The sequence below is a fragment of the Oleiphilus messinensis genome (assembly GCF_002162375.1).
Taxonomy (GTDB): domain Bacteria; phylum Pseudomonadota; class Gammaproteobacteria; order Pseudomonadales; family Oleiphilaceae; genus Oleiphilus; species Oleiphilus messinensis.
The window spans coordinates 2634497-2653906 of record NZ_CP021425.1; the positions used below are offsets into that span (position 1 = coordinate 2634497).

Here is a 19410-nt window from a genome sequence, read left to right on the forward strand (position 1 = left end):
ATCCATCGCGACGTCTTGCGAATTATGATTCTGGTTTACTTATACCAATGATCGAATCACGTTAATCAGTGCTTCTGCCTGTTTTTCCCGAGAGAAACGGGCTGTGGCAGTTTTCCTGGCCTGCAGGCCCATTTTTTCCCGTTTATCTGGATCGCGCAGTTCGTTCAAACATGCATGCCAGTGTTCGACAGTATCGGCAAGAAATCCGTTTTCCCCCTGTCTAACGATCTCTTCATAAGCCGGTATTGGATTGGCAATGACGGGGAGTCCGCAGGCCATTTTCAATGTCAGCCGGTTTTCGGATTTTACTTTCCAGGCGGGGGCTGCGAATTTTTCGTCATCGTTTTCGTATTTCGCAATCGGGATAATTGCGAGGTCGGCCCGGATCAATTCTTCGTAAACCCGTGTTGGCGACCACTTAACCCGGGTGATATTCCGGTTGAGCATAAACCGAATGTAAGCCAGTTTTTCTGGCCAGTTCGTTTTCTCGGTAATATTCCAATAGTGGAATCGTAATCGGTCCAACAAGCTGCCCTCAGCATAATTCCCCACAATCGTAACTTGTAACCACTCAGGTATGGTCTGAATCATGGGCAGTGTGTCCATGGTTGCCGATGTGACCAAGACCGCAGACAGTGGCTTTTCGCGACTACCACAATGTTTCTGGTAGGTTTTGATGTAAAACTCCGGGTGCTCAATGCCGTCGTGAACGACATGAATTTTCGATTGAAGTTCAGCGGGGTAGAGGGTGCGCAGGAAATTCGTTACGACCACTGTCGCGTCTGTTAATTTCGCCATAGACGGTTTTGCGACGTCACAGACACCATAGAGCGTTTTGATACCTTTCTCGCGGAGGTCGCTAGCCAGTTGTTCCACGCTGGGTCCGTAAACCTTCTGGAAATACACCACATCGACTTGGAGCTCCACTGCTTTGCCCAATACTTGCGAGACATCAGGCGTTTCTGTCGGTTTGGTTGGCTCATAGAGAATAACCGGTTCAATGTTATTTTCAGTGAGATAGGGGAACATGTTGAAAACCGAAATCCGAGTGCTCGGTTGAGCATCTGCCTGGCTCGACAACAATACGAAGCCAATTTTAATCCCTTGGTGGTCAGACATTGATTTTCCCTGTTTTAAATCGATGTGTGATGCTTAAAGACAATCCGTTTTGACTGGCAAAATAATAAGGGCGACAGTCCATGGAGGCCACAGTTTAGGATAAAAGTCGGAGTGATGAAATAACCAGATTGAGTAATTTTTATGGGTCAACAGGGGGGCAGTACCAGTATTTTACCGAATCGTTAGGAATTATTTGAAAATGCTGATGTCTCAAAACTTTGATTCAATTGTAGGCCCTGGTTTTCTTGGTGATCATTGGTATGGTTATAGAATTTGTTAGGTTAAACCTGATTTCCTGTGCAGATATTGTCAGGTTGCACAATGATCAGCAGGTACTCAGGCATTTGCCTTTGGCCGGTGAAAAATTCGATATTGCCACAAGTCGAAAATGGATTGAAAGCAAAGAACAGCAATGGCGGGAGCATGGCATAGGGCCATTAGCCATTCAAATTGATGGGCAATTTGCTGGTTGGGGCGGTTTTCAAATGGAGCTGGGTAACGCGGATTTGGCTTTGGTTCTGTTTCCTGTTTATTGGGGCAAAGGTGTAGTGATTTGTCGGATGTTTATCCGCAAAGCGTTCGAGGAATACAATTTAGAGTCTATCACGGCGCTCTTGCCGGTGTCCCGAACTAAAACCAAAGGTATGCAACGATTGGGGTTCAAACCGGAAGGCGCGGTCGACATTGAAGGCCATCAATTTATCCGCTATCGATTACTGAAAAAAGATACGCGCCCGCATGCAATCGACGAGGGGGACATGTGAAGCTGGAACACAATCGTGCGGCCATTCCAACGCCAAGAATGAAAGCACTGTATCGACATTTCACCGATAAATGGGGTGAGCCCGATCATCTGATCTGGTTCGATCCCAACCAGGCAACTCGAAACTGTACACTTAAGAAAATTCATATTGGTGCGTGGCTTGCCGATGAGGATTGTGATGTTAACTCTTTCGTTAGTTTTGGCATGTCTGAAACTGAAATGGGCCATTCCGGTTCGGGAAAACGAGCGGAGCTTCAATTTGCGGTTCGCGGATGGCTGAGTAAAACGGAAATTCATGAAATCGCCCGTTTCCTGGCCAACGTCGCAGAATACCCGTTTATGAACAGTCTCGAACTCGATTGGTGGCACAGTATCAGAGACGCAGGCAGCGTACCTTGCTTCCCGAAAATAAGTAAAATCCTCTTCCGCCCCCCGTTCACAGAATCCGCAAACGCCAGCACATCTTACAATACCGAAATGATCAAATTCCTGTTTGTAGTTCCACTCTCTGAAGCAGAAAACCAAATCCTGAGCACCGATGGGCCAGGTGCCTATGAGCAATACATGACCGATAATGGATTTGATCTTTTGGGGCATAAGTGAGGTGGTGGATAAGGCTGTTAAGTCAGCATAACGAAAAATATAACCTTTATTGGTCGACTTATCCTAAAACGCGGCTAGATTACAGAAAACAGCAAGGCAATTTTGTTTTTTCGTTAATAGCGGTGTAGCGTTTTGGAGTCTTAATGAACTTTAAGGGTAGATTGGTTCGTTGGAATGAAGAAAGGGGTTTTGGTTTTATCAAATCCGATTCGGTCGATGAAGATATTTTTATTCACATCTCTGCATTGAAAAATATGAACCGAAGGCCGGTGGTGGGTGATTTGATTTACTTCGAGCTGGCAGCTGACAAAAACGGACGGAAAAAAGCAGTTCGCGCAAGCATTGAGGGTGTGGTAGCAAATGTAAGCAGCCCGGGGAGAAGGCAATCCTTTATGGGCAGTAAAGTTTTTATCTATGTTCTTTTTGCCGGTTTGGTGGTTTCGGGTTACGTCATTCAGGCATCTTCGTTCCATTTTGGGGATTTGTTCAGTACGCGTTTAAATAGTGAGCCTGTGTTTCAAACTCAGCCTGCAGAACGTAACAACGTAAACTTCAAATGCGAGGGAAAACAGTATTGCAGGCAGATGACTTCATGTGATGAGGCTCTGTTTTATTTACGACATTGCCCGGATGTAAAAATTGATGGGGATGGAGATGGCATTCCCTGCGAAAGTCAGCATTGTTGATGACGATTCAGTACCCGCTCTGCGGGTACGAGTCCTAATGCACGTAAAACCGTATCGATTAATGATATCAATTGGTCAGATCTGATTTTTGTGATGGAAGAAAAACACAAAAGTCGACTAATCGCTGAGTTCAAAAGAGCAGTCGAACATAAAACCATTTATGTGCTCGATCTCCCCGTAAAATACTTACTTTTTACCACTTAATTTAAGGTTCCCATAGATCAACCCCATTCCGAGTAATGCTGGGAGTGTGACGCCTGCGAAGTCAATAATCAGAGATTCTGGCCCGGTGATGCCAACCACAACTTCCCATGCATGAAAAATGGCATGACATACCAGCCAGGCGACCGGCATCAACCAGAGCAGCGCGCGGTACTTCTGGTATAAAGTACTTTTGTACAGCGCGCCATAAAACAACGCGGCACCGATCAGCAGATAGATCATGCCGATGTCTCTTAAAAAGTGTTGATTGAACGGGCCTCTATCCGGCACGCCGGGAACAAGCCAATACCAGGTTTCCGGAGCGATCATCATAAAGAGTCCATTAACAAATGCCGAAATTCCCAGCAAACTGGCTGTTCCGATCATTAATTTACCAATAATAACTTTACTGATCATGTTCTGCTCCCAAGGTAATTGGAGTGGCTCGCGACGGAACGAGGGCATTGTCATTCACTATGATCCGGCTGCAGGCTTTACCATAACCCAATGCGTATTTGAGAGCAGGGTAAACGCGGTAGGAACTGATGCAGTAAGCGATAGTGACCAGCCCTTCCTGCCCCCAAAGTGCAACGATTTCTTCCCGTAAATCATCTGCTTCAGGATCATGTGCGAGAACTCGTTCGGTGAATCGTACGACGAGTGAAATTTCTTCCGGCAATTTGTTCAGGTCTCTATTAATAACGGCTCGAACTATTTCAGGGCTTACGTTTGCCTCTAACGCCATATTCACAACCAGTTGTGTACAGGGGCCGCAATCATCCCAGATAATTGCCCGTAACCGCGCTGCGTACAAGGGCTCAGGAGCCAGATTTCCCGAGTGGGAAGACATGGTCTGAAAACCCATCATTTTCAAAAATGCGCTTAAACTGGATTGAAGAATATCTTGCATATAACGGACGTCATAATCGTAACGATTTTTCATCGCCACCAGCATTTTGTTCAAGAGATATCGGATCATGGTATTTTCCTCATTTTGTAAAAAAGTTAACTGTAAAATTGCTTTAGGACGCCATCATTTGGTCATCTCACCGGATAAGTGCGTACATTGGTCAAAGTGGTTAGTTGCGGCGGAAAAGTTTGTGTTCCGGATTGTGGGTCTGAGTAATTGGTCCTGTGTCTTGACCGGCTTGTACAGTAAAATGGCGCACAGTATGAATAGGGCGGCGGAGCTGTAGAGCATCGGGGAAAAATCACCCTCCCTCAGTAGCCCGGAAGAGATCAACGGCCCGGTAGCCAGACCAATAGAAGAAATTACCGCCGCAACGGTAGAGAGCTTGCCACTCGCGTCCAGTTCGGCCGTGACAGCCAGTAAATACGACTGCACCGCCGGCCAGGCGAAAAATAGCAACGACATCGCACCGATGTAGAGTCGTGGCGTGAGTTGATAAAAACTCAGCACTAACGCGGACACCACTGACAACGTTACGCCCGAGACCACCCAATACAGGCGACCAAAAAGCTTACCGCTGATGATCGGTAACATAGCGCCGAAGAGTCCCAATAGCCCCGTCGTGGCGATGTACGTACTAACATCGTCGTTATTGATGTTGGCATTCAGACCAATTAGCCCGACATAAGCCCAAATCGCACTGGCGGCGATTTGGTAGGTGATAATCGCTAGCATCAGCAGCAGGGTATTCGTTCCCGAAGTTGAAAAGAATGAAGTGCGTGTATTCGCCTGTTGCTGTGAAGTCTGCTTGTTCAGGTGTAGGGGAGGCAAAAACGGTAGACAGGCGAGGCTAAACATGACGAAGCTCACCATCACATAGAAAACAGCATACACATTCAGTTGTGCTTCAAGCGCGGGCAACCCATAGATAACAATGGAACCGATGATAAACTGAACAAATAACAGCGTGCCAAAGGCTCTGTCAGGGTTCTGCAATCTGGCAAGCACAGCAAAACCAATGCCCAGGCTCAGGCCACCGGAAACGCCCGCCAGAAAGCGCATGCCCAGCATAAGGTGGTAGTGCCCTGGTCCCGAAGCACCAGTCGATATCGTAATGACATCTATCAGCGCTAATGCCATCAGGGATAAAAACATTGCGGGCTCCCAACGAAATTTGCGCACCATAAAAATTGCGAGTGTGCTGCCCAGGAGGCCGCCATAGCTGTTGAGTGCCACGATTTGGCCGGCTTCCGCCTCATCAAAGCCGATGTCTCCTGCCAGAGCATTCACAAGTGCCGGCAGGAAATTAATATACGAAAGTCCTGTCATCGTCATAAATGCCAGGAAAAGATAAGTAAGCGGGTGGTTAGTCGGCAGCTTTTTGGTTGATAGGAGTTTTAACATAGTTCCTCGTTCAGGCATCGTCGGTGAGCATTTGCTGTTCGAAGAGTTTATGACTGTGGTTAGGTTGGAAAAATAGCCTGAAATGCCTATGAGACGTGAATACAATTCATGAATGTTTCTTGATATAGTCAAACACCCAAGTCAATTTCTGTTTAAGTACCGTACATGGATAAACTCAGATCATTAGAAATGTTCCTGGCCACGTGTGATGGCGGGAGTTTTGCGGCTGCGGCGAGGATTTGTAACAGTGATCCTTCAACTGTCAGCAAGGCCATTGGTCGACTTGAGGCACAGCTTGGTTTGACCCTCTTTCAGCGTTCGACTCGACAATTGCGCATCACCCAGGCCGGTCAACGTTATGCCGACACCGTGCGCAAGATGATTCAGGATCTCACCACCTGTGAAGATGAGCTGAAGCATTTGAATGATTCACCTTGCGGCACACTGAAAATCAATTCTGCGGTATGTTACGGACACCTTTATCTTCGCCCCCTGCTAAAGGCGTTTTGTAAACAGTATCCTGACATCAAGCTGGAGCTTGAGATTAATGATTTACACATCGATATCATCGAGAATGATATTGATATCGCGTTAAGAACCGGGTTTGTGAAAGACAGCCGCTTGGTGGCGCGCTGCGTGAGCCCGATGGACTTTCTTATTTGCGCGTCGCCGGAGTATCTGGAAGCCCACGGCACGCCATCTCATGCTGAAGCGTTCCATGAACACAGCTGGATTGGCTTTCGGATCAAAGAAACTCAGCAGCTCCAGCCCATTTTTCTGCCAGATTTGGACGGTGTTTATGGCCCTTTCGAATTGACGCGCAGTCATATTACCGATGATGGCGAGGCAATGGCACATATGTGCATTGATGGGCTGGGGTTTGCCCAAATACCTCATTTCCTCGCGAAACAAGGCTTGGAAAGTGGAGAACTTGTGTCAATCTACCCCAGTTTCAGGCCGCCCCATCCGGACAGTGGTGTCTTCGCGATCTATCCCAAGCGTGAGTATTTACCCGCCAAGGTCAGGGTGTTTATTGACTTTCTGATCCACTCACTGGCTAAAATGGATGAGAGTGCGACACACACGTGGGCTGAGAAATGGACTCCTTTGATTGAATTCGAGCATTCAGGGTCATAATCGAATGATAAATTACTGAAATCAAGTTACTGAGAGCAGGTTAACTTGATCGGTCCACGGTTTCAAATGCGTGAAGGGGTGACGCAAAAGATGAATATTCCACAAACACAGGTACTTTAGAATGAAAAAAGTATTTTTCTGGGTCATGCTATCAACAGTATGTCTTTCTGGAAACGCCTGGGCAGATCGGGAAATTGAGATTGAATTCAGGTTTCAACCCGATAGATCAGGAAAGGAAACGCGTAATCAAGGCATTAAAGTGGAGGATGATGATGCGGAAATCTATCTTGATGGAAGAGAGCAGGAAATCAATATCTCCGATTCTGATTCCAAAGCATTGTTTGATCTAGTGGAAAAAGGAGTCAGAGATTTTCAGTTCGTCGAAGGCAAAAAAGTCAGACCGCCATATATCGAAGTAAAAATGGAGTTTAGCGGCGAAGACAGAGAAATCGAAATTTCCCGATCCTATCCCGCAGGTTCGGTACCCCAAAAATTCATTGATATTCAAAAAAAATATTTGAAAGAAGTATGGAAGTAGTGGAACGAACGTGACTAAAGTCGAGAGTGCTATATCTAAAGGGAAACAGCTACGTGTGATTGGGTTTGCGGTCAAAACCGGAGAAAGCGGCAATAGGGCATGAATTGGACTTTCTAAAACAGCCCTGTATACCGACCCTGCTTCAAACTGCGTTGGAAGGAATGGCGTGTCGGGTCAACTGCCTATCTTTTTCACTTGCTGAAATGGCAGGGTGATTACTATGGCCTATGGTATGATCCGGCTGCCTGATTAATAAAGAATTGACTAAGCGGCATAAGTGTTTACTATATCCAGCAATTAACGTATTGATTCAAGCTGTCGAAAGAATGGGAGCTTGAATATTTAGCAAAAAAGGGAGTTTTAGCACTGTGGTCATCAAAAGAATAGGGATTGTTTGTGTATTGGCACTGTTGGTTTCCGGGTGCGCTATCACGCAAAGTGGAAAAGGTTTCGACCTTGTTGATGACAACAAATATGCTGAAGCGCTTCCTTTTTTGGAAGCCGCTGCAAAGCAGGAAGGTAGTAAGTCTGCCGCTGTGATGGCCAGTTTTCTGTATCTCTCCGATTATCAAATACCCCGCGATATTGCTAAAGCCCAAGAATATTATGAATTGTCGCAAAGTCTGGATTATGCGCGCTGGGATCAATATCTGGATTACTTCATGCCTTTGGCCAAAGCCAGAATCTTAATCTACGACGAAGATCATGGAAATGATGTAGAAGGAACAAATATTCTTAGGGGGGAACGCTACTCGGAGTATTCACCGGCTTTAAGTTTGTTAGCTAAATCGTACGCCTTTGGTAAAGGTGTGGGTAAGAATACAAAAATCGCCAAGCTTCTCTTTGAGCGAGCGGTCGATCATGATCGCTATGTTTATTCGGCACATTATTATGCCTGGATGTTAGCAGTGCATCCTGATCAGGAATTTCGAGATGGAGTACGCGCATTAACGCTTATTCAGGAAGTTTTGGACGACGATGAAGAAGCCGATAAAGCGACGACATTGGATACCCTCGCCGCTATCCATGCAGAGAACGGTAATTTTGAGTTAGCCGTCCAAACCCAGAAAAAGGCCATCGAGAATCTCATCAACGAAAGCAAAGAGTATCCGCAATTTCTGGTTTGGGAAAGCTGGCTCCAATGCCGGCTCAAAAGTTATGAGCAAAAAGTACCTTACCACTACGCGTCAGATGCAATGCCATTCAAGGGGGCAACCGGAAGCGAACCTTGTGTTTGGGAGTGATTTTTCGAGAGATCCGGGAGCGTAAATGATCCTGAATTGAGATGGGATCACATCTTGTCAGCATGTTTGAATCCCATCAAAATTTTGCTATCCTCGGTTGGCTCGCCAAAGCAATCGTGTCCGCGAAAAGGGCTGCGCCCGGCAATGAATCATCCCACTTTTGACCTTTTTCTTTCTGAGGGCGGACGCAGAGGATAAGAAAGAGGTGTCTATGAATATTCCATTCCGGCTCAATCTCGAGCAGCAGAAAAAACGAGCCAAAGAATTACTCAAAAGCTTCAAAAGTGATCAGGCTGAGGCCGTAGCGCGTTTTGCTCAGCAGCATCCAAAATTGGTTTACCAGGAACTTCAATTGGTTGATTTCGTGCCAACGCTGGCGGATGCCCAGTTGGTGGTTGCACGCGAACTTGGTTGTAAAACGTGGGTTCAGTTACGCAATCACATAGCACTTATGGAATCGTTGCGGGGTAAAATAAGCCGGGTGAAAGTGGTTCAGGATGAACCCTCAAGTTGTCTGCATATCCGCTGTGGCTCTGATATCGAACAATCTATCATCGCGGCGGGATTCAAAGGTTCATTTCTGGAATTCTCGGATCCGATGTGTGTTGGCCCGGTAGATTACGAATATGACTGTGAAAGGCGAGCCCGGTTTTTGGCCGAAAGCTACGGGGGTAAGTTGAATCGTGGCTTCTCCGAGATACTGACGGGGTTAACCAAGGCATACACGGCGCTTCGGGAAAGTGCTGCGAAATTCGATAACATCGTACTTTGGTTTGAACATGATACTTATGATCAATTCATACTGATTTTTCTGCTGAGTCAGTATCATCGGTATGGTTTGCCGAAGTATCTCTGGCTTGTGACTACAAATACGTTTCCTGGCAGTGTTCGTTTTCAAGGACTAGGTCAATTGCCGCCGGAAGGTTTACGTGTGCTCTGGCAGGGTAGACAGCTCATTACGGCGCACCATTGCCAGGAAGCGGATCAACACTGGCAGGCATTTGCCAATCCGAATCGAGAGGTGTTCCATCAATACGTGCACACTCTCTCAACTTGTTTGTTGCCCTATTTTAAAACTGCTGCGTTGCGCCAAACACAGGAACAACCCATTCAACCAAATGAACTTCCATTAACACAGCAGATAACAATTGATCTCTTGTCTACCACTACACCACAACGAGCCGGGTGGTTGTTCAGAACACTGACGGAACAAAAAGAACCTTTACCGTTTCTGGGTGATCTGATGTACTGGCATATCTTACAGCAGATGAGAGAAAAGGGACTGATTCGTTTTGTCGATGAACCTGAGCACTGGCCGGACACGCTGGTGGCGCTTTCGTGATACTGTTGCCTGTATTGAGCGTTATTTATGACGTATAGAGACCCAATGTCTAACCCAAAAATACTCCGCAGTGCGTTTGTTTCGCTTACCCTAATCGGGGGCAGCTTTTGCTTGTTTACCAGTCAAATGGTGGTAGGAATAGTCACATTAAGTTTGGGTCTTTTTTCAGGCTTTCTGTTGTTAACCAGTAAGGGTAAACTTAATTTTAGAAAAAAAGACCTCAAAAGTCGGGGTACGGAAATCTGGTTAAAACTGAACTTCTTTATATTTCAGAGAATGCACGATAAAACGTTGCATTTGAAAGTCCCCCAAATGACAGACTCGAACCTGCTCAATATGATTGCGTTGCGGCATAAAAGTGAAGTAACACGTATGGATGCAATTAATAATCCGCAACTCACTGACTCTGAAACGCTTAAGTCAGCCTTATCTGACCCAAATGAAAGTGTTCGACTTACGGCTGCCAGAAAGCTGGATGATGACTTAATTTGGACACAACTCGTTATGGATGATCCCCATTATATGGTGAGATACTTCGCTGTGGAGAAATCAACGGATGAAGCGACCCTTGTTAAGATCGCGCTACATGACGAAGACGACTATATTCGGGAAGCTGCCCTTAACAACCTGCACTTGAAAGACCAAAGTGTATTGGAACGGCTTGCCCAAAATGACCATGATGAAAGCATCCGCAAGTTGGCGCAATCAAAAATAGAGCGTTTGAGGTTGTAATGCGCTCGAACTCCTGTTCATCGGTGTTGATATTTACTGCATACAAGGTAGTTCAGAGTTCGCTGATTTGAACTAAACTGTAACTATCTCTCCCACTCTTATCACGAAACAAATCCCAGGATGTCTGGATAAAGCATTGACGCTGTGGGGGCCGTTAATTTTTTACTCCAGGGGACTTTCAAATGAAGATTCGACAATTATTTATTTATATTTTTGGCGGTGCAATTTTATTGTCACTCGTGAACTTCGGTATTGCGCTGTACTTGCAATCACAAATGGAGAATTTCAGTACAGCTGCGGATGTTCGATATCAGTCTTATCAAAGGGCGGACGAGCTCAGACAAAGCTCGGATGACCTAACCCGCCTGGCGAGAACCTACGTGGTTACGGGCGATGAAAAATACAAAAAAATGTATGAAGCGGTGCTGGATATCCGTAATGGTGTGAAGCCGCGCCCTGAAGCATACCACCTGATTTATTGGGATTTGGTGTTGAATACGGGCGATAAGCCAAAGCCCGATGGCAAGACCGTACCGCTGCAAAAAATGATGGTCGAACTTAATTTCAGTGAGCAGGAGTTCGGGTTGCTCAAAGAGGCACAAGCCAACTCGGATGGACTGGTCAATCTTGAAGTGGAAGCGATGAAATCGGCTGCCAAAGGTGACCTGGATACCGCGAGAACCCTGATGCATGGCGCAAAGTACCATCAGGAAAAGGCGAAGATTATGAAGCCCATTGACTCATTCTTCACTTCGCTGGAACAGCGTACATTGAAAAACGTAACAGACATTCAGAATGCCGTCAGTCGCTCGATATTTTTATTGGTTCTTTGTTTGGTGGCACTGGTGTGTTTGTCAATTATCGGGTACTTGTTGATCGTGAAACGCGTCGAAAGGCCTGTGAATGATTTATCCAATCTGGTGCAGCATGTTCAGGACAACCTGGATCTCACTCAGGAATCAAAATACCAGAGCAAAGACGAAATCGGCGTACTGGCCAGTGGGTTTAACACTTTAATACTCAGCTTTCGTGACATATTGAGTGAAACGAAAAACATTGTCACGCGAGTAGATCTTGAGTCGCAGCAGACAGCATCGCGAACATCACAATGCCATGACCGCCTGAGTCGGCAAATGCAGGAAACGGATATGGTTGCAACTGCGGCCACTGAAATGACTGCGGCAATGAATGAAATTGCCTCATCGACTGCGACTGCGAAAGATAGCGCCAATAATGCTTCTGATCTCGCGGCAGCAGGCAATCAATCCGGAGAAGTATCGTTGCAAAGTATGAATTCATTGCAAAGTTATATTCGTCGTTCTTCCGAGTCCGTAAATGTGCTGGAAACTGAATTTAAACAAATAGAAAGCGTACTGGGGGTTATCAAAAATATCGCAGAGCAAACTAACTTGCTCGCCTTGAATGCCGCGATAGAAGCCGCCCGTGCTGGCGATCAGGGCAGGGGGTTTGCGGTGGTGGCAGATGAAGTCCGCACGCTCGCACAACGAACGCAGGAATCGACCGGTGAAATCGAGTCAATGATGGAGCGTTTGAGCAAAGGCGTGAGCAACACCGTAGAGTCAATGGGCAGGGGACTGTCTGAAGTTGACACGACGCGGGATTCTGTTGCGAAAACGATCGATTTACTGCGCACAATCAATGATAGTGTGGACACCCTGAATGGACTCAGTATGCAAGTTGCTTCGGCTACAGAAGAGCAATCTGCCACGATTGGAACGATAGACGAAAGTATTGGCGCCGTTCGTGATCTGACTCAGGATACCATGGGTGATATGGATGTGCTTGCTGAAAATTCCCGAGAATTGTCCAAGTTGGTTGAGGGATTAAATCAGAAAATTACAGTCTTCCGTGTTGCATAAGAAAGCGGCTTTTCTGAATCGAGTGCCAGACTGCTGCTGCCGTGTTGATCATGGTTGTGAATTGTCCATTATAGTTATTTTGAGCGTCTACAATTGACATTCAATGCAAGGTCAGTAATGATCAAGGCTATGAATACAGACCAGATGCCCAACAGTTTTCGAATTATTACCATCATTCCCTAGGAATGGTGGGCTTTGATTCGTGTATTGTTTATCAAACCCGCCCAGGAGGCGGGTTTTCTGTATCAGCTTCTTGGGTTTTCAAAAAGTTTAGAAAGTTTAAAACGTGAGAATCTCAGGAGGTAATATGAAAAAAGTAGCCGTATTTGGTAATACCGGCGGCGGTAAATCAACTTTGGCGAAACAACTTGCAAGCGCCACTGGATTGCCGCTGTTCGCCCTCGATAAAATAAAATTCCAACCCGGTGGCGCGGAAGTGCCCCATGAAGAATATCTCCGCGTTCATTCCGAGTTGTTAAAACAGGATGAGTGGATCATCGATGGCTTTGGCTGCGTACCCTCCACATGGAAACGTATCGCCCTTGCCGACACACTGATCTACATCGATCTGCCGTTGGTCACCCACGGCTGGTGGGTAACTAAACGGTTGTTCAAAGGCGCGTTCGTCAACCCGGAAGGCTGGCCTGAAGACAGCCCGATTCTGCAGGGAACCCGCAACAGCTTTAACGTGTTGTGGTTATGTCACCGGAAACTGACGCCTGCCTATCGGCGGCTTGTTGCAGATTCAAAAGATTCGAAATTGGTTTACCATTTGAAATCCCCTCGGGATATACGGCGGTTTTTGGCTTCTGTTCTCTAGCAATATAAGTGTGGCGGAGAGGTGTTCACGACTCAGCCTTTTGAGCAAATAAACGACTAGGATATTTAACTGATGGATATTCGGCCTGAAGTCTCAGCATGGGATGGTAAATCAGCAGCAGCTATTCGAGCAGTCTTCAACTGGTACGTTCAGGACGTTTTTTTTATTGATGAGTTAGTGGCGCTGTTGGCAGAGCGACAGTGCCAGAAAGGTGCTACATGGTTGTTAAAAGCCTGTATTGAAGACGACCATACGGTTTCGGCGCAGCAATCGGCCATTATTCTGGAACAGATTGATGTATTGGCGTGCTGGGAATCCAAACTCCATGTATTACAAATTTTGCCTGCCTTGAAAATTGATGCTCTACACAAGCTCAAGTTAGAACGGTTTTTAAGGGATGCACTGAATGCTAAAAACAAGTTTGTGCGAGCATGGGCCTATAATGGATTCATCGTGCTCGCAACACAGTATCCCGAGTACCAACCCGAAGCGGAAAAGCTAATTGATAACGCCATGCAAGATGAAGCGCCGTCGGTTAAGGCAAGAATTAGGCAAGTCATGGCCAGGTGCTCCTGAGGAGTCAATGTTGCCTTCATCGCGTACACACCCAAAAAATTGCCCGGGTCTTGAGAGCCATGAATAGACTAGGCCATTTTATTCAAACTCCGTGGTGAAAAAAATACGAAGCACCCTGGTTCATCGTCACAGAACCGTGGCGGAAGGCTTTTTAAGTCATACTGTGAATCAGGGCTCGGAATATCGAGCCCTGATTGTTGCGGTTGCTACGTATAAACAGCTTCTCTTCCCCTCGGGAAATTCTGGACGGTAGTAGAGCTTCAACAACGAGCCCCCAATTCCTTATTTATGTCGCAATGTGATGTATAAACGAGTAGTTATGCTGGAAACGATCTATACTCTCGTTTCCGTATGTCTTTCCCAGTCAGAAGCAAAAGTCTGGGACAATTGAAAAAGGAGAATAACCATGAATACTCAACATCAAAACGATCAGTGCTTTCGAGGTTACAAGTAAGCGTCGAAAGGGGTATCCCTCTGAAACGCAAGTCAAGAAAGGCGATAGAGTGGTCCACGGTAACAAAGAGCTTGTCGAGAAATTGGGGAGAAATGATCCCTGTCCCTGTGGTTCCAGGAGGTTATTTTAAAAAGTGTTGCCTTAAATCCGGCTGCTTTTGACGGTTCCAACAGGCACCATTACCGTCGTTAATTAGATGCCTGCCCATATTTTTCTTATGGGCAGACAACGCGGCTTCCGCTACCATTGTTAAACGTTTTTTTCCAAAATATTTGTTGGAATTCCATCAATACTTTCTTGGTTTTTATTCCTCCAGTATTCTCGAATACCTTCATTGCCTTTTTTTTCTGCCCACTCCTTGAGTTGATTGCGCTCACCGGAGTAATCAAAATAGGGTACTGCCATCCCGCAGGATGTTTGAACCATTTCTATTGATACTTTGAATATTTGTCTTGCGCCGGGAAGTGGGTTGAACAGACTGTATAGTTCATCCCAGTTTTCATCATTCTGATGTATGGCTTCAGCAGTGCCATAAATACGAAGAATCATTGGATTTCCTTCGAATGCCGTAAACATAATCGTCATTCTGGGATCAACTTGCACATGGGCAGCGGTTTCATTTCCGCTACCGGTGACGTTTAACCAAACCAAACATTTATCGTCGATTATTTTCAACGAGTCCATACCCTTAGGGGAAATATTAACCCTGCTGTCTCCGGTAGCTGTCCCAACAAAAAATACTTTTTGCCGGGAAATGAATGTGATGTGTTTTTCGGACAATTCCGAGTATTGCTGTCCCATTATTTACTCCTTTTTGTTTCGTCGCCAAGATGCTTCTATACACTGTCTGGCCGCTGTTTTAATACCCGTCGTTGAATTTCCTCATGCCATTGAGGGAATTCACCTAGCAGTCGCGAATACAGCTCGGAATCTGATATTTGGGTTAAGTCATTTACATGCATAAATCCGGCATTGTCGATGGCTCTTCCGGGCAAATCATCCAAGCGCGTTAAAAATTTGAATTCTTCTTTCCCTATCCCGACAAATTGCCAAAAAATGGGTTCTCTACAAATCTGAACCAGCCATCTTTTCGTCTCGGCTTTGTCGGAATTGTCGCCATCGGTGATAAAAATCACGAATGTGGGTTTCTTCTGTCCAAAATATTGCTTTTGTATTAACTCAATTGCTGTTGCATATTTGGTGGCTTGGTTAATTTTGTGTTTCGCGACAATCTCCCGTTCCACATAGCCTTCAACGTCGTCAAGGGTCAAAGGATTCAGGGCACAGGCTGTGGTTCCGAAGACGTAAGCATCAATTTGCTGGTCATCGTCAATTTTCATTGCCAACGCGAGCAAACGATCAAGTGTGTTTTGCACCGTGCCGTCTTTGTATAAAGGATGCATGGATTTGGAAACATCAAGCACGACCGCGACATTGGCATTCACACCGGACAGATTCTTATCCGCCAGTTCTTTCGCTGCAAGTTTACTCAGGTCAATAATTTGGTTTTTGTTTAAACTGATCATTAAATTTCCCTTTTCTTTTGATGATCACGGGCCGAGCTAACTATGCGTTAGATGACGAGAAAACCAACTTCCTTGATCTCGTGGTTTATTTCCTTGATAAGGTAACTCGCCAAGAACTCTCCCGGTACGTTATCGCAGGTTTGTTTCCAGTACACCAGAGCCACATCATCTCGGCGCAGTACGCCCAGTATTTCCCGTTCTGGCTTTAAGGAGGTTAAAACGTCGGATTCGTTCCATTGCCGTTCAACGTTCTTTCTGTTTTCCGGGTTATTGGCTTCCTCGTCAGTCTGGTATTTCGAGAACGAATCCCAATCCTTTCGATTGCAGGCGTCCACCACCTCATCAATCATTGGTTTGACGATGTGCAATATTTCTTGATCTGATTTGTCCGTGATAGCCATAATAGTCCGTTTTTTAAGGTAGGTTAATTAATCTGGTCTGTATTAGCATATGAAATCGATCATTACCATTGCGCTACTTATTTCTCTTTCAATTATGCCGTTTATCGTCATTTATATAGCGTTGTACTCGGCTATTAGACCAAGTTGGCTTAAAGAGAACCCGTTGACTAAAGAGTTACGTCGACCGCCGGGGCATTCACTAAAAGTAAGGATTGATGATGCGCATTCTGAGATAGTACTCAACATTTTGCTGACATATGCTTCGTTCCAATTCCCCTTTGTAATATTGGGAATTTTCAGTTTGATGCAATTGCCCTCTACATTTTTCACGGTCTTAATCCTGTTCTCTTTTAGTTGGATCGCTTGTGTCTGGTTCGCACATAAAATTTATGTGTTGTTCAAACAAATGTCCCAATTGAAACTTGGTTATGAATGTGAGCTTGCTGTGGGGCAGGAATTGGATCAACTTATGATGCAAGGCTACAGGGTATTTCACGATGTGCAAGCCGATGGTTTTAATATCGATCATCTGGCTGTGGGTAGTAATGGAGTCTTTGCTATAGAGACGAAAGGTAGAAGGCGGCCAGTCACAAATATTGATAAAGACAAACGATACAAAGTTAATTGCTACTCAACGCACCTGGAATTTCCCACTTGGAAAGAGTCAGATGTATTTAATCAGGCTGAAAGGCAGGCAAATTGGGTTTCAAAATGGCTGAGTGATGCATCTGGAATGGATGTTCGAGCGGTCCCTGTAATTGTGCTTCCGGGATGGTTTTTGGAGCGCAAAGAACGGACTTCAATCATGTGTTTGGCGGGCAAGCAAGTTTGTTGGGAAATTCCAAAGGTTAAGAGTCAACTTTTGGATGACAGGCAAATCAAAGCGATCGTGCATCAAGTAGCGCAAAGCAGCACTACTGATGATTTTGGGCGGGCAAGAGAGCTCAAACATCGAGAACAAGCTAAGCTGATCAAGTAAAAGTGGCGGGACACGCACCTTGCTGGCGTACGGAATAAAAGATAAAGCATTCTTCGTCTATGGATTTGCCAAAAATAAGAAATCCAATATCAAAGACGATGAATTAAAAGCATTGAAGTTGTATGCCAGTGTGTTGCCAGGTTTCCTCGTTTAGGACTCTACACGATATTGTTTGACCTATCTTCGTGCATAACAGATCAATATTGCACATCAACAGTACACGAGCATATTTCGGGCTGTACTTAATAAATTCACTTCTTTTTCAACCCCTTCTCATCCAGAGCAACTTAATTGTCTGTTTTTAATAGTGATTTATTTTTGATCGTGAAATTTTTTAAAATACTGACCGATTGGTCAAATAATTGCTATTTTGTTGCGAGCCTGTCATGCGGTGGATCGACAATGGTGTAATTTGTAACGGATGGGGGAAGGTGATTCCGGTTCGGAACAGTCCGGCAGACGATCTGCTGCGGTGACAGGGCTTGATCAGGTGGTTAATAATATTAACCAGACCATTCACAGTGTTATTGAAAAGAAAGAGACTTTTTGTCCGTTAAGGTGACTGCTTATGGCGTCCAATTCTTCCGATCTGATTTACGCCCTGAATGACAAACCGCCATTCATGGAATCCACGTTTGCTGCGTTGCAGCATGTATTGGCCAGTTTCGTGGGTATTCTTACACCCACCCTGATTATCGGCGGGGTGCTGGGGCTGGGTGAGCATATTCCTTACCTGATCAGCATGGCGCTGATTGTGTCCGGTGTTGGTACCTTTATTCAGGCCCGACAACCACTGGGCATTGGTGCGGGTATGATTTGCGTGCAGGGTACCAGTTTTGCCTTTCTGGGTTCTGTTTTGAGCGCGGGTTTTATTGCTAAAGCCAAAGGTGGCGGGCCGGAGGAGATTCTGGCACTGATTTTTGGTGTTTGCTTTCTGGGTTGTTTTATCGAGATTGCGCTTAGTCAGGTTCTTCACAAACTGAAGCGCATTGTCACGCCGCTGGTGACTGGTATTGTTATTACCATTATCGGTGTCAGTTTGATTAAAGTTGGTATGACGGATCTGGCGGGTGGCTTTAAAGCCGCTGACTTTGGAAGCTGGCAGAATTTCTCGCTGGGTCTGTTCGTGCTGATGCTGATTATTGCGCTGAACCGAACGGGTAATGCCTGGCTGCGTCTATCTTCCATCGTAATTGGCTTGATCGCGGGGTTCATCGTCGCTGGATTTATGGGCAAAATCAGTTTTAGTAATTTGTCTTCTCTGCCTCTTATCAGCATTCCCGTTCCGTTCAAGTACGGGTTCGATTTTGATTGGGGGGCTTTCATACCGGTGGCATTGATTTATCTGATCACGGCCATTGAATCCACCGGAGACATCACCGCGAACTGCGTTTTTTCCAAGCAACCGATTGAAGGGGAGCGCTACTTGCAGCGGGTCAAGCGTGGTGTGCTGGGGGATGGTATCAACTCCGGTATTGCAGCGATGTTCAATACCTTTCCCAATACTACCTTTAGCCAGAATAATGGCGTGATTCAGCTTACCGGTATTGCCAGTCGTCATATCGGGATGTATATCGCAGCGATTCTGGTGATTCTGGGGCTGTTTCCAATTATCGGTGGCGTACTGCAGCAAATTCCCAAACCCGTTCTGGGTGGGGCTACCTTGGTGATGTTCGGAACCGTTGCGGCTGCCGGGGTTAAGATTCTGGCGTCTGAAGATCTTGACCGTCGCAAGCTCTTGATTATGGCAGTTGCCTTTGGTCTGGGCTTCGGTGTCACCATGGTTCCCGGCTTGCTGGATCAGTTCCCGAAACTGGTACAGAATGTCTTTGGTTCACCGGTGACTACAGGTGGCCTGGCTGCGATCATCCTGAGTCTGGTTCTCCCCGATGAGAAGGCAGACCAGCAGGAAACCGTTTCCGAGAAAGCCTCGCCGGTCAGCTAGACCTGTTCGCAGAACTTTATCCTTCCTGAAATGAAAAAAACGCTTGCCCATCAGGGCAAGCGTTAAACATGAGTCGGTAAACCGACAGCAGAGGCAAGCGGCGCCTCAGGGATGTTGGTTGGTCTCTGAACAAGCATGAATTCGCGATCT

21 protein-coding genes and 1 pseudogene are annotated in these 19410 nt (G+C 45.9%); 15 read left to right on the forward strand and 7 right to left on the reverse strand.

Features of this window, described 5'->3' with window-relative positions; translation table 11 throughout:
- Positions 1-39 precede the first annotated feature (39 nt).
- Positions 40-1119, reverse strand: coding sequence for a glycosyltransferase family 4 protein (locus OLMES_RS11540; RefSeq protein ID WP_087461396.1), 1080 nt, complete (start codon positions 1117-1119; stop codon positions 40-42).
- Positions 1120-1379: 260 nt separating this feature from the next.
- Between OLMES_RS11540 and OLMES_RS11545 the strand changes: the two genes are divergently transcribed.
- The 3 genes from OLMES_RS11545 to OLMES_RS11555 all read left to right on the forward strand — a co-directional run bounded on the left by OLMES_RS11545 (position 1380) and on the right by OLMES_RS11555 (position 3171).
- Complete coding sequence (locus OLMES_RS11545) at positions 1380-1883, forward strand: GNAT family N-acetyltransferase (protein ID WP_087464456.1); 504 nt, start codon at positions 1380-1382, stop codon at positions 1881-1883.
- Positions 1880-2485 carry a suppressor of fused domain protein gene (locus tag OLMES_RS11550; RefSeq protein WP_087461397.1) on the forward strand — a complete coding sequence of 202 codons (606 nt, stop codon included), beginning with the start codon at positions 1880-1882 and terminating at the stop codon, positions 2483-2485. Before OLMES_RS11545 ends, OLMES_RS11550 begins: the two co-directional genes overlap by 4 nt.
- A gap of 143 nt (positions 2486-2628) precedes the next feature.
- Positions 2629-3171: a cold shock domain-containing protein gene (locus OLMES_RS11555; protein ID WP_087461398.1), complete on the forward strand. Its 543-nt coding sequence runs from the start codon at positions 2629-2631 to the stop codon at positions 3169-3171.
- A gap of 186 nt (positions 3172-3357) precedes the next feature.
- Here the strand turns inward: OLMES_RS11555 and OLMES_RS11565 are convergent, their stop codons facing one another.
- Genes OLMES_RS11565 through OLMES_RS11575 form a run of 3 tightly spaced genes read right to left on the reverse strand, consistent with a single transcriptional unit; the run spans position 3358 to position 5686 of the window.
- Positions 3358-3789 (reverse strand): hypothetical protein, encoded by a 432-nt coding sequence (locus OLMES_RS11565; protein WP_087461399.1) that lies wholly within the window; start codon positions 3787-3789, stop codon positions 3358-3360.
- The gene (locus OLMES_RS11570; RefSeq protein ID WP_087461400.1) at positions 3779-4351 is read right to left on the reverse strand and encodes a hypothetical protein; all 573 of its coding nucleotides are present in this window, start codon (positions 4349-4351) and stop codon (positions 3779-3781) included. Before OLMES_RS11570 ends, OLMES_RS11565 begins: the two co-directional genes overlap by 11 nt.
- Positions 4352-4405: 54 nt before the next feature.
- Positions 4406-5686, reverse strand: a complete 1281-nt coding sequence (locus OLMES_RS11575) for an MFS transporter (RefSeq protein ID WP_157678272.1) — start codon at positions 5684-5686, stop codon at positions 4406-4408.
- Positions 5687-5851: 165 nt separating this feature from the next.
- Here OLMES_RS11575 and OLMES_RS11580 point away from each other — a divergent pair, with 165 nt between their 5' ends.
- The 9 genes from OLMES_RS11580 to OLMES_RS29015 all read left to right on the forward strand — a co-directional run bounded on the left by OLMES_RS11580 (position 5852) and on the right by OLMES_RS29015 (position 14539).
- A complete protein-coding gene (locus OLMES_RS11580; RefSeq protein WP_087461402.1) occupies positions 5852-6823 on the forward strand; it encodes a LysR family transcriptional regulator in 972 nt (323 codons plus the stop codon).
- Positions 6824-6944: 121 nt separating this feature from the next.
- Positions 6945-7361, forward strand: coding sequence for a hypothetical protein (locus OLMES_RS11585; RefSeq protein ID WP_087461403.1), 417 nt, complete (start codon positions 6945-6947; stop codon positions 7359-7361).
- 368 nt (positions 7362-7729) lie between these two features.
- Positions 7730-8605 carry an SEL1-like repeat protein gene (locus tag OLMES_RS11590; protein ID WP_087461404.1) on the forward strand — a complete coding sequence of 292 codons (876 nt, stop codon included), beginning with the start codon at positions 7730-7732 and terminating at the stop codon, positions 8603-8605.
- Between the two features lie 211 nt (positions 8606-8816).
- Positions 8817-9947, forward strand: coding sequence for a DUF1835 domain-containing protein (locus OLMES_RS11595; protein WP_087461405.1), 1131 nt, complete (start codon positions 8817-8819; stop codon positions 9945-9947).
- 45 nt (positions 9948-9992) lie between these two features.
- Entirely contained in the window at positions 9993-10679 is a 687-nt protein-coding gene (locus tag OLMES_RS11600) for a HEAT repeat domain-containing protein (protein WP_087461406.1), read from the forward strand.
- Between the two features lie 182 nt (positions 10680-10861).
- The gene (locus OLMES_RS11605; protein ID WP_087461407.1) at positions 10862-12559 is read left to right on the forward strand and encodes a methyl-accepting chemotaxis protein; all 1698 of its coding nucleotides are present in this window, start codon (positions 10862-10864) and stop codon (positions 12557-12559) included.
- 307 nt (positions 12560-12866) lie between these two features.
- On the forward strand, positions 12867-13379 hold the full coding sequence (locus tag OLMES_RS11610) for a P-loop NTPase family protein (protein WP_087461408.1): 513 nt from the start codon (positions 12867-12869) through the stop codon (positions 13377-13379).
- 72 nt (positions 13380-13451) lie between these two features.
- On the forward strand, positions 13452-13955 hold the full coding sequence (locus tag OLMES_RS11615; protein WP_087461409.1) for a hypothetical protein: 504 nt from the start codon (positions 13452-13454) through the stop codon (positions 13953-13955).
- 503 nt (positions 13956-14458) lie between these two features.
- Positions 14459-14539 carry an SEC-C metal-binding domain-containing protein gene (locus tag OLMES_RS29015; protein WP_408635157.1) on the forward strand — a complete coding sequence of 27 codons (81 nt, stop codon included), beginning with the start codon at positions 14459-14461 and terminating at the stop codon, positions 14537-14539.
- 119 nt (positions 14540-14658) lie between these two features.
- Here the strand turns inward: OLMES_RS29015 and OLMES_RS11625 are convergent, their stop codons facing one another.
- Genes OLMES_RS11625 through OLMES_RS11635 form a run of 3 tightly spaced genes read right to left on the reverse strand, consistent with a single transcriptional unit; the run spans position 14659 to position 16336 of the window.
- The gene (locus tag OLMES_RS11625; protein ID WP_087461411.1) at positions 14659-15210 is read right to left on the reverse strand and encodes a pyridoxamine 5'-phosphate oxidase family protein; all 552 of its coding nucleotides are present in this window, start codon (positions 15208-15210) and stop codon (positions 14659-14661) included.
- Positions 15211-15245: 35 nt separating this feature from the next.
- On the reverse strand, positions 15246-15935 hold the full coding sequence (locus tag OLMES_RS11630) for a VWA domain-containing protein (RefSeq protein WP_087461412.1): 690 nt from the start codon (positions 15933-15935) through the stop codon (positions 15246-15248).
- Between the two features lie 47 nt (positions 15936-15982).
- Positions 15983-16336 (reverse strand): hypothetical protein, encoded by a 354-nt coding sequence (locus OLMES_RS11635; RefSeq protein WP_087461413.1) that lies wholly within the window; start codon positions 16334-16336, stop codon positions 15983-15985.
- A gap of 49 nt (positions 16337-16385) precedes the next feature.
- Between OLMES_RS11635 and OLMES_RS11640 the strand changes: the two genes are divergently transcribed.
- From OLMES_RS11640 to OLMES_RS11650, 3 genes and pseudogenes are all read left to right on the forward strand, one after another.
- Positions 16386-17315 carry a nuclease-related domain-containing protein gene (locus OLMES_RS11640; RefSeq protein WP_087461414.1) on the forward strand — a complete coding sequence of 310 codons (930 nt, stop codon included), beginning with the start codon at positions 16386-16388 and terminating at the stop codon, positions 17313-17315.
- A 10-nt stretch (positions 17316-17325) separates the two neighbouring features.
- Positions 17326-17469: pseudogene (locus OLMES_RS11645) on the forward strand (type II toxin-antitoxin system RelE/ParE family toxin); the annotation flags it as partial.
- 414 nt (positions 17470-17883) lie between these two features.
- The gene (locus tag OLMES_RS11650; RefSeq protein WP_087461416.1) at positions 17884-19260 is read left to right on the forward strand and encodes a uracil-xanthine permease family protein; all 1377 of its coding nucleotides are present in this window, start codon (positions 17884-17886) and stop codon (positions 19258-19260) included.
- Positions 19261-19410 lie beyond the last annotated feature (150 nt).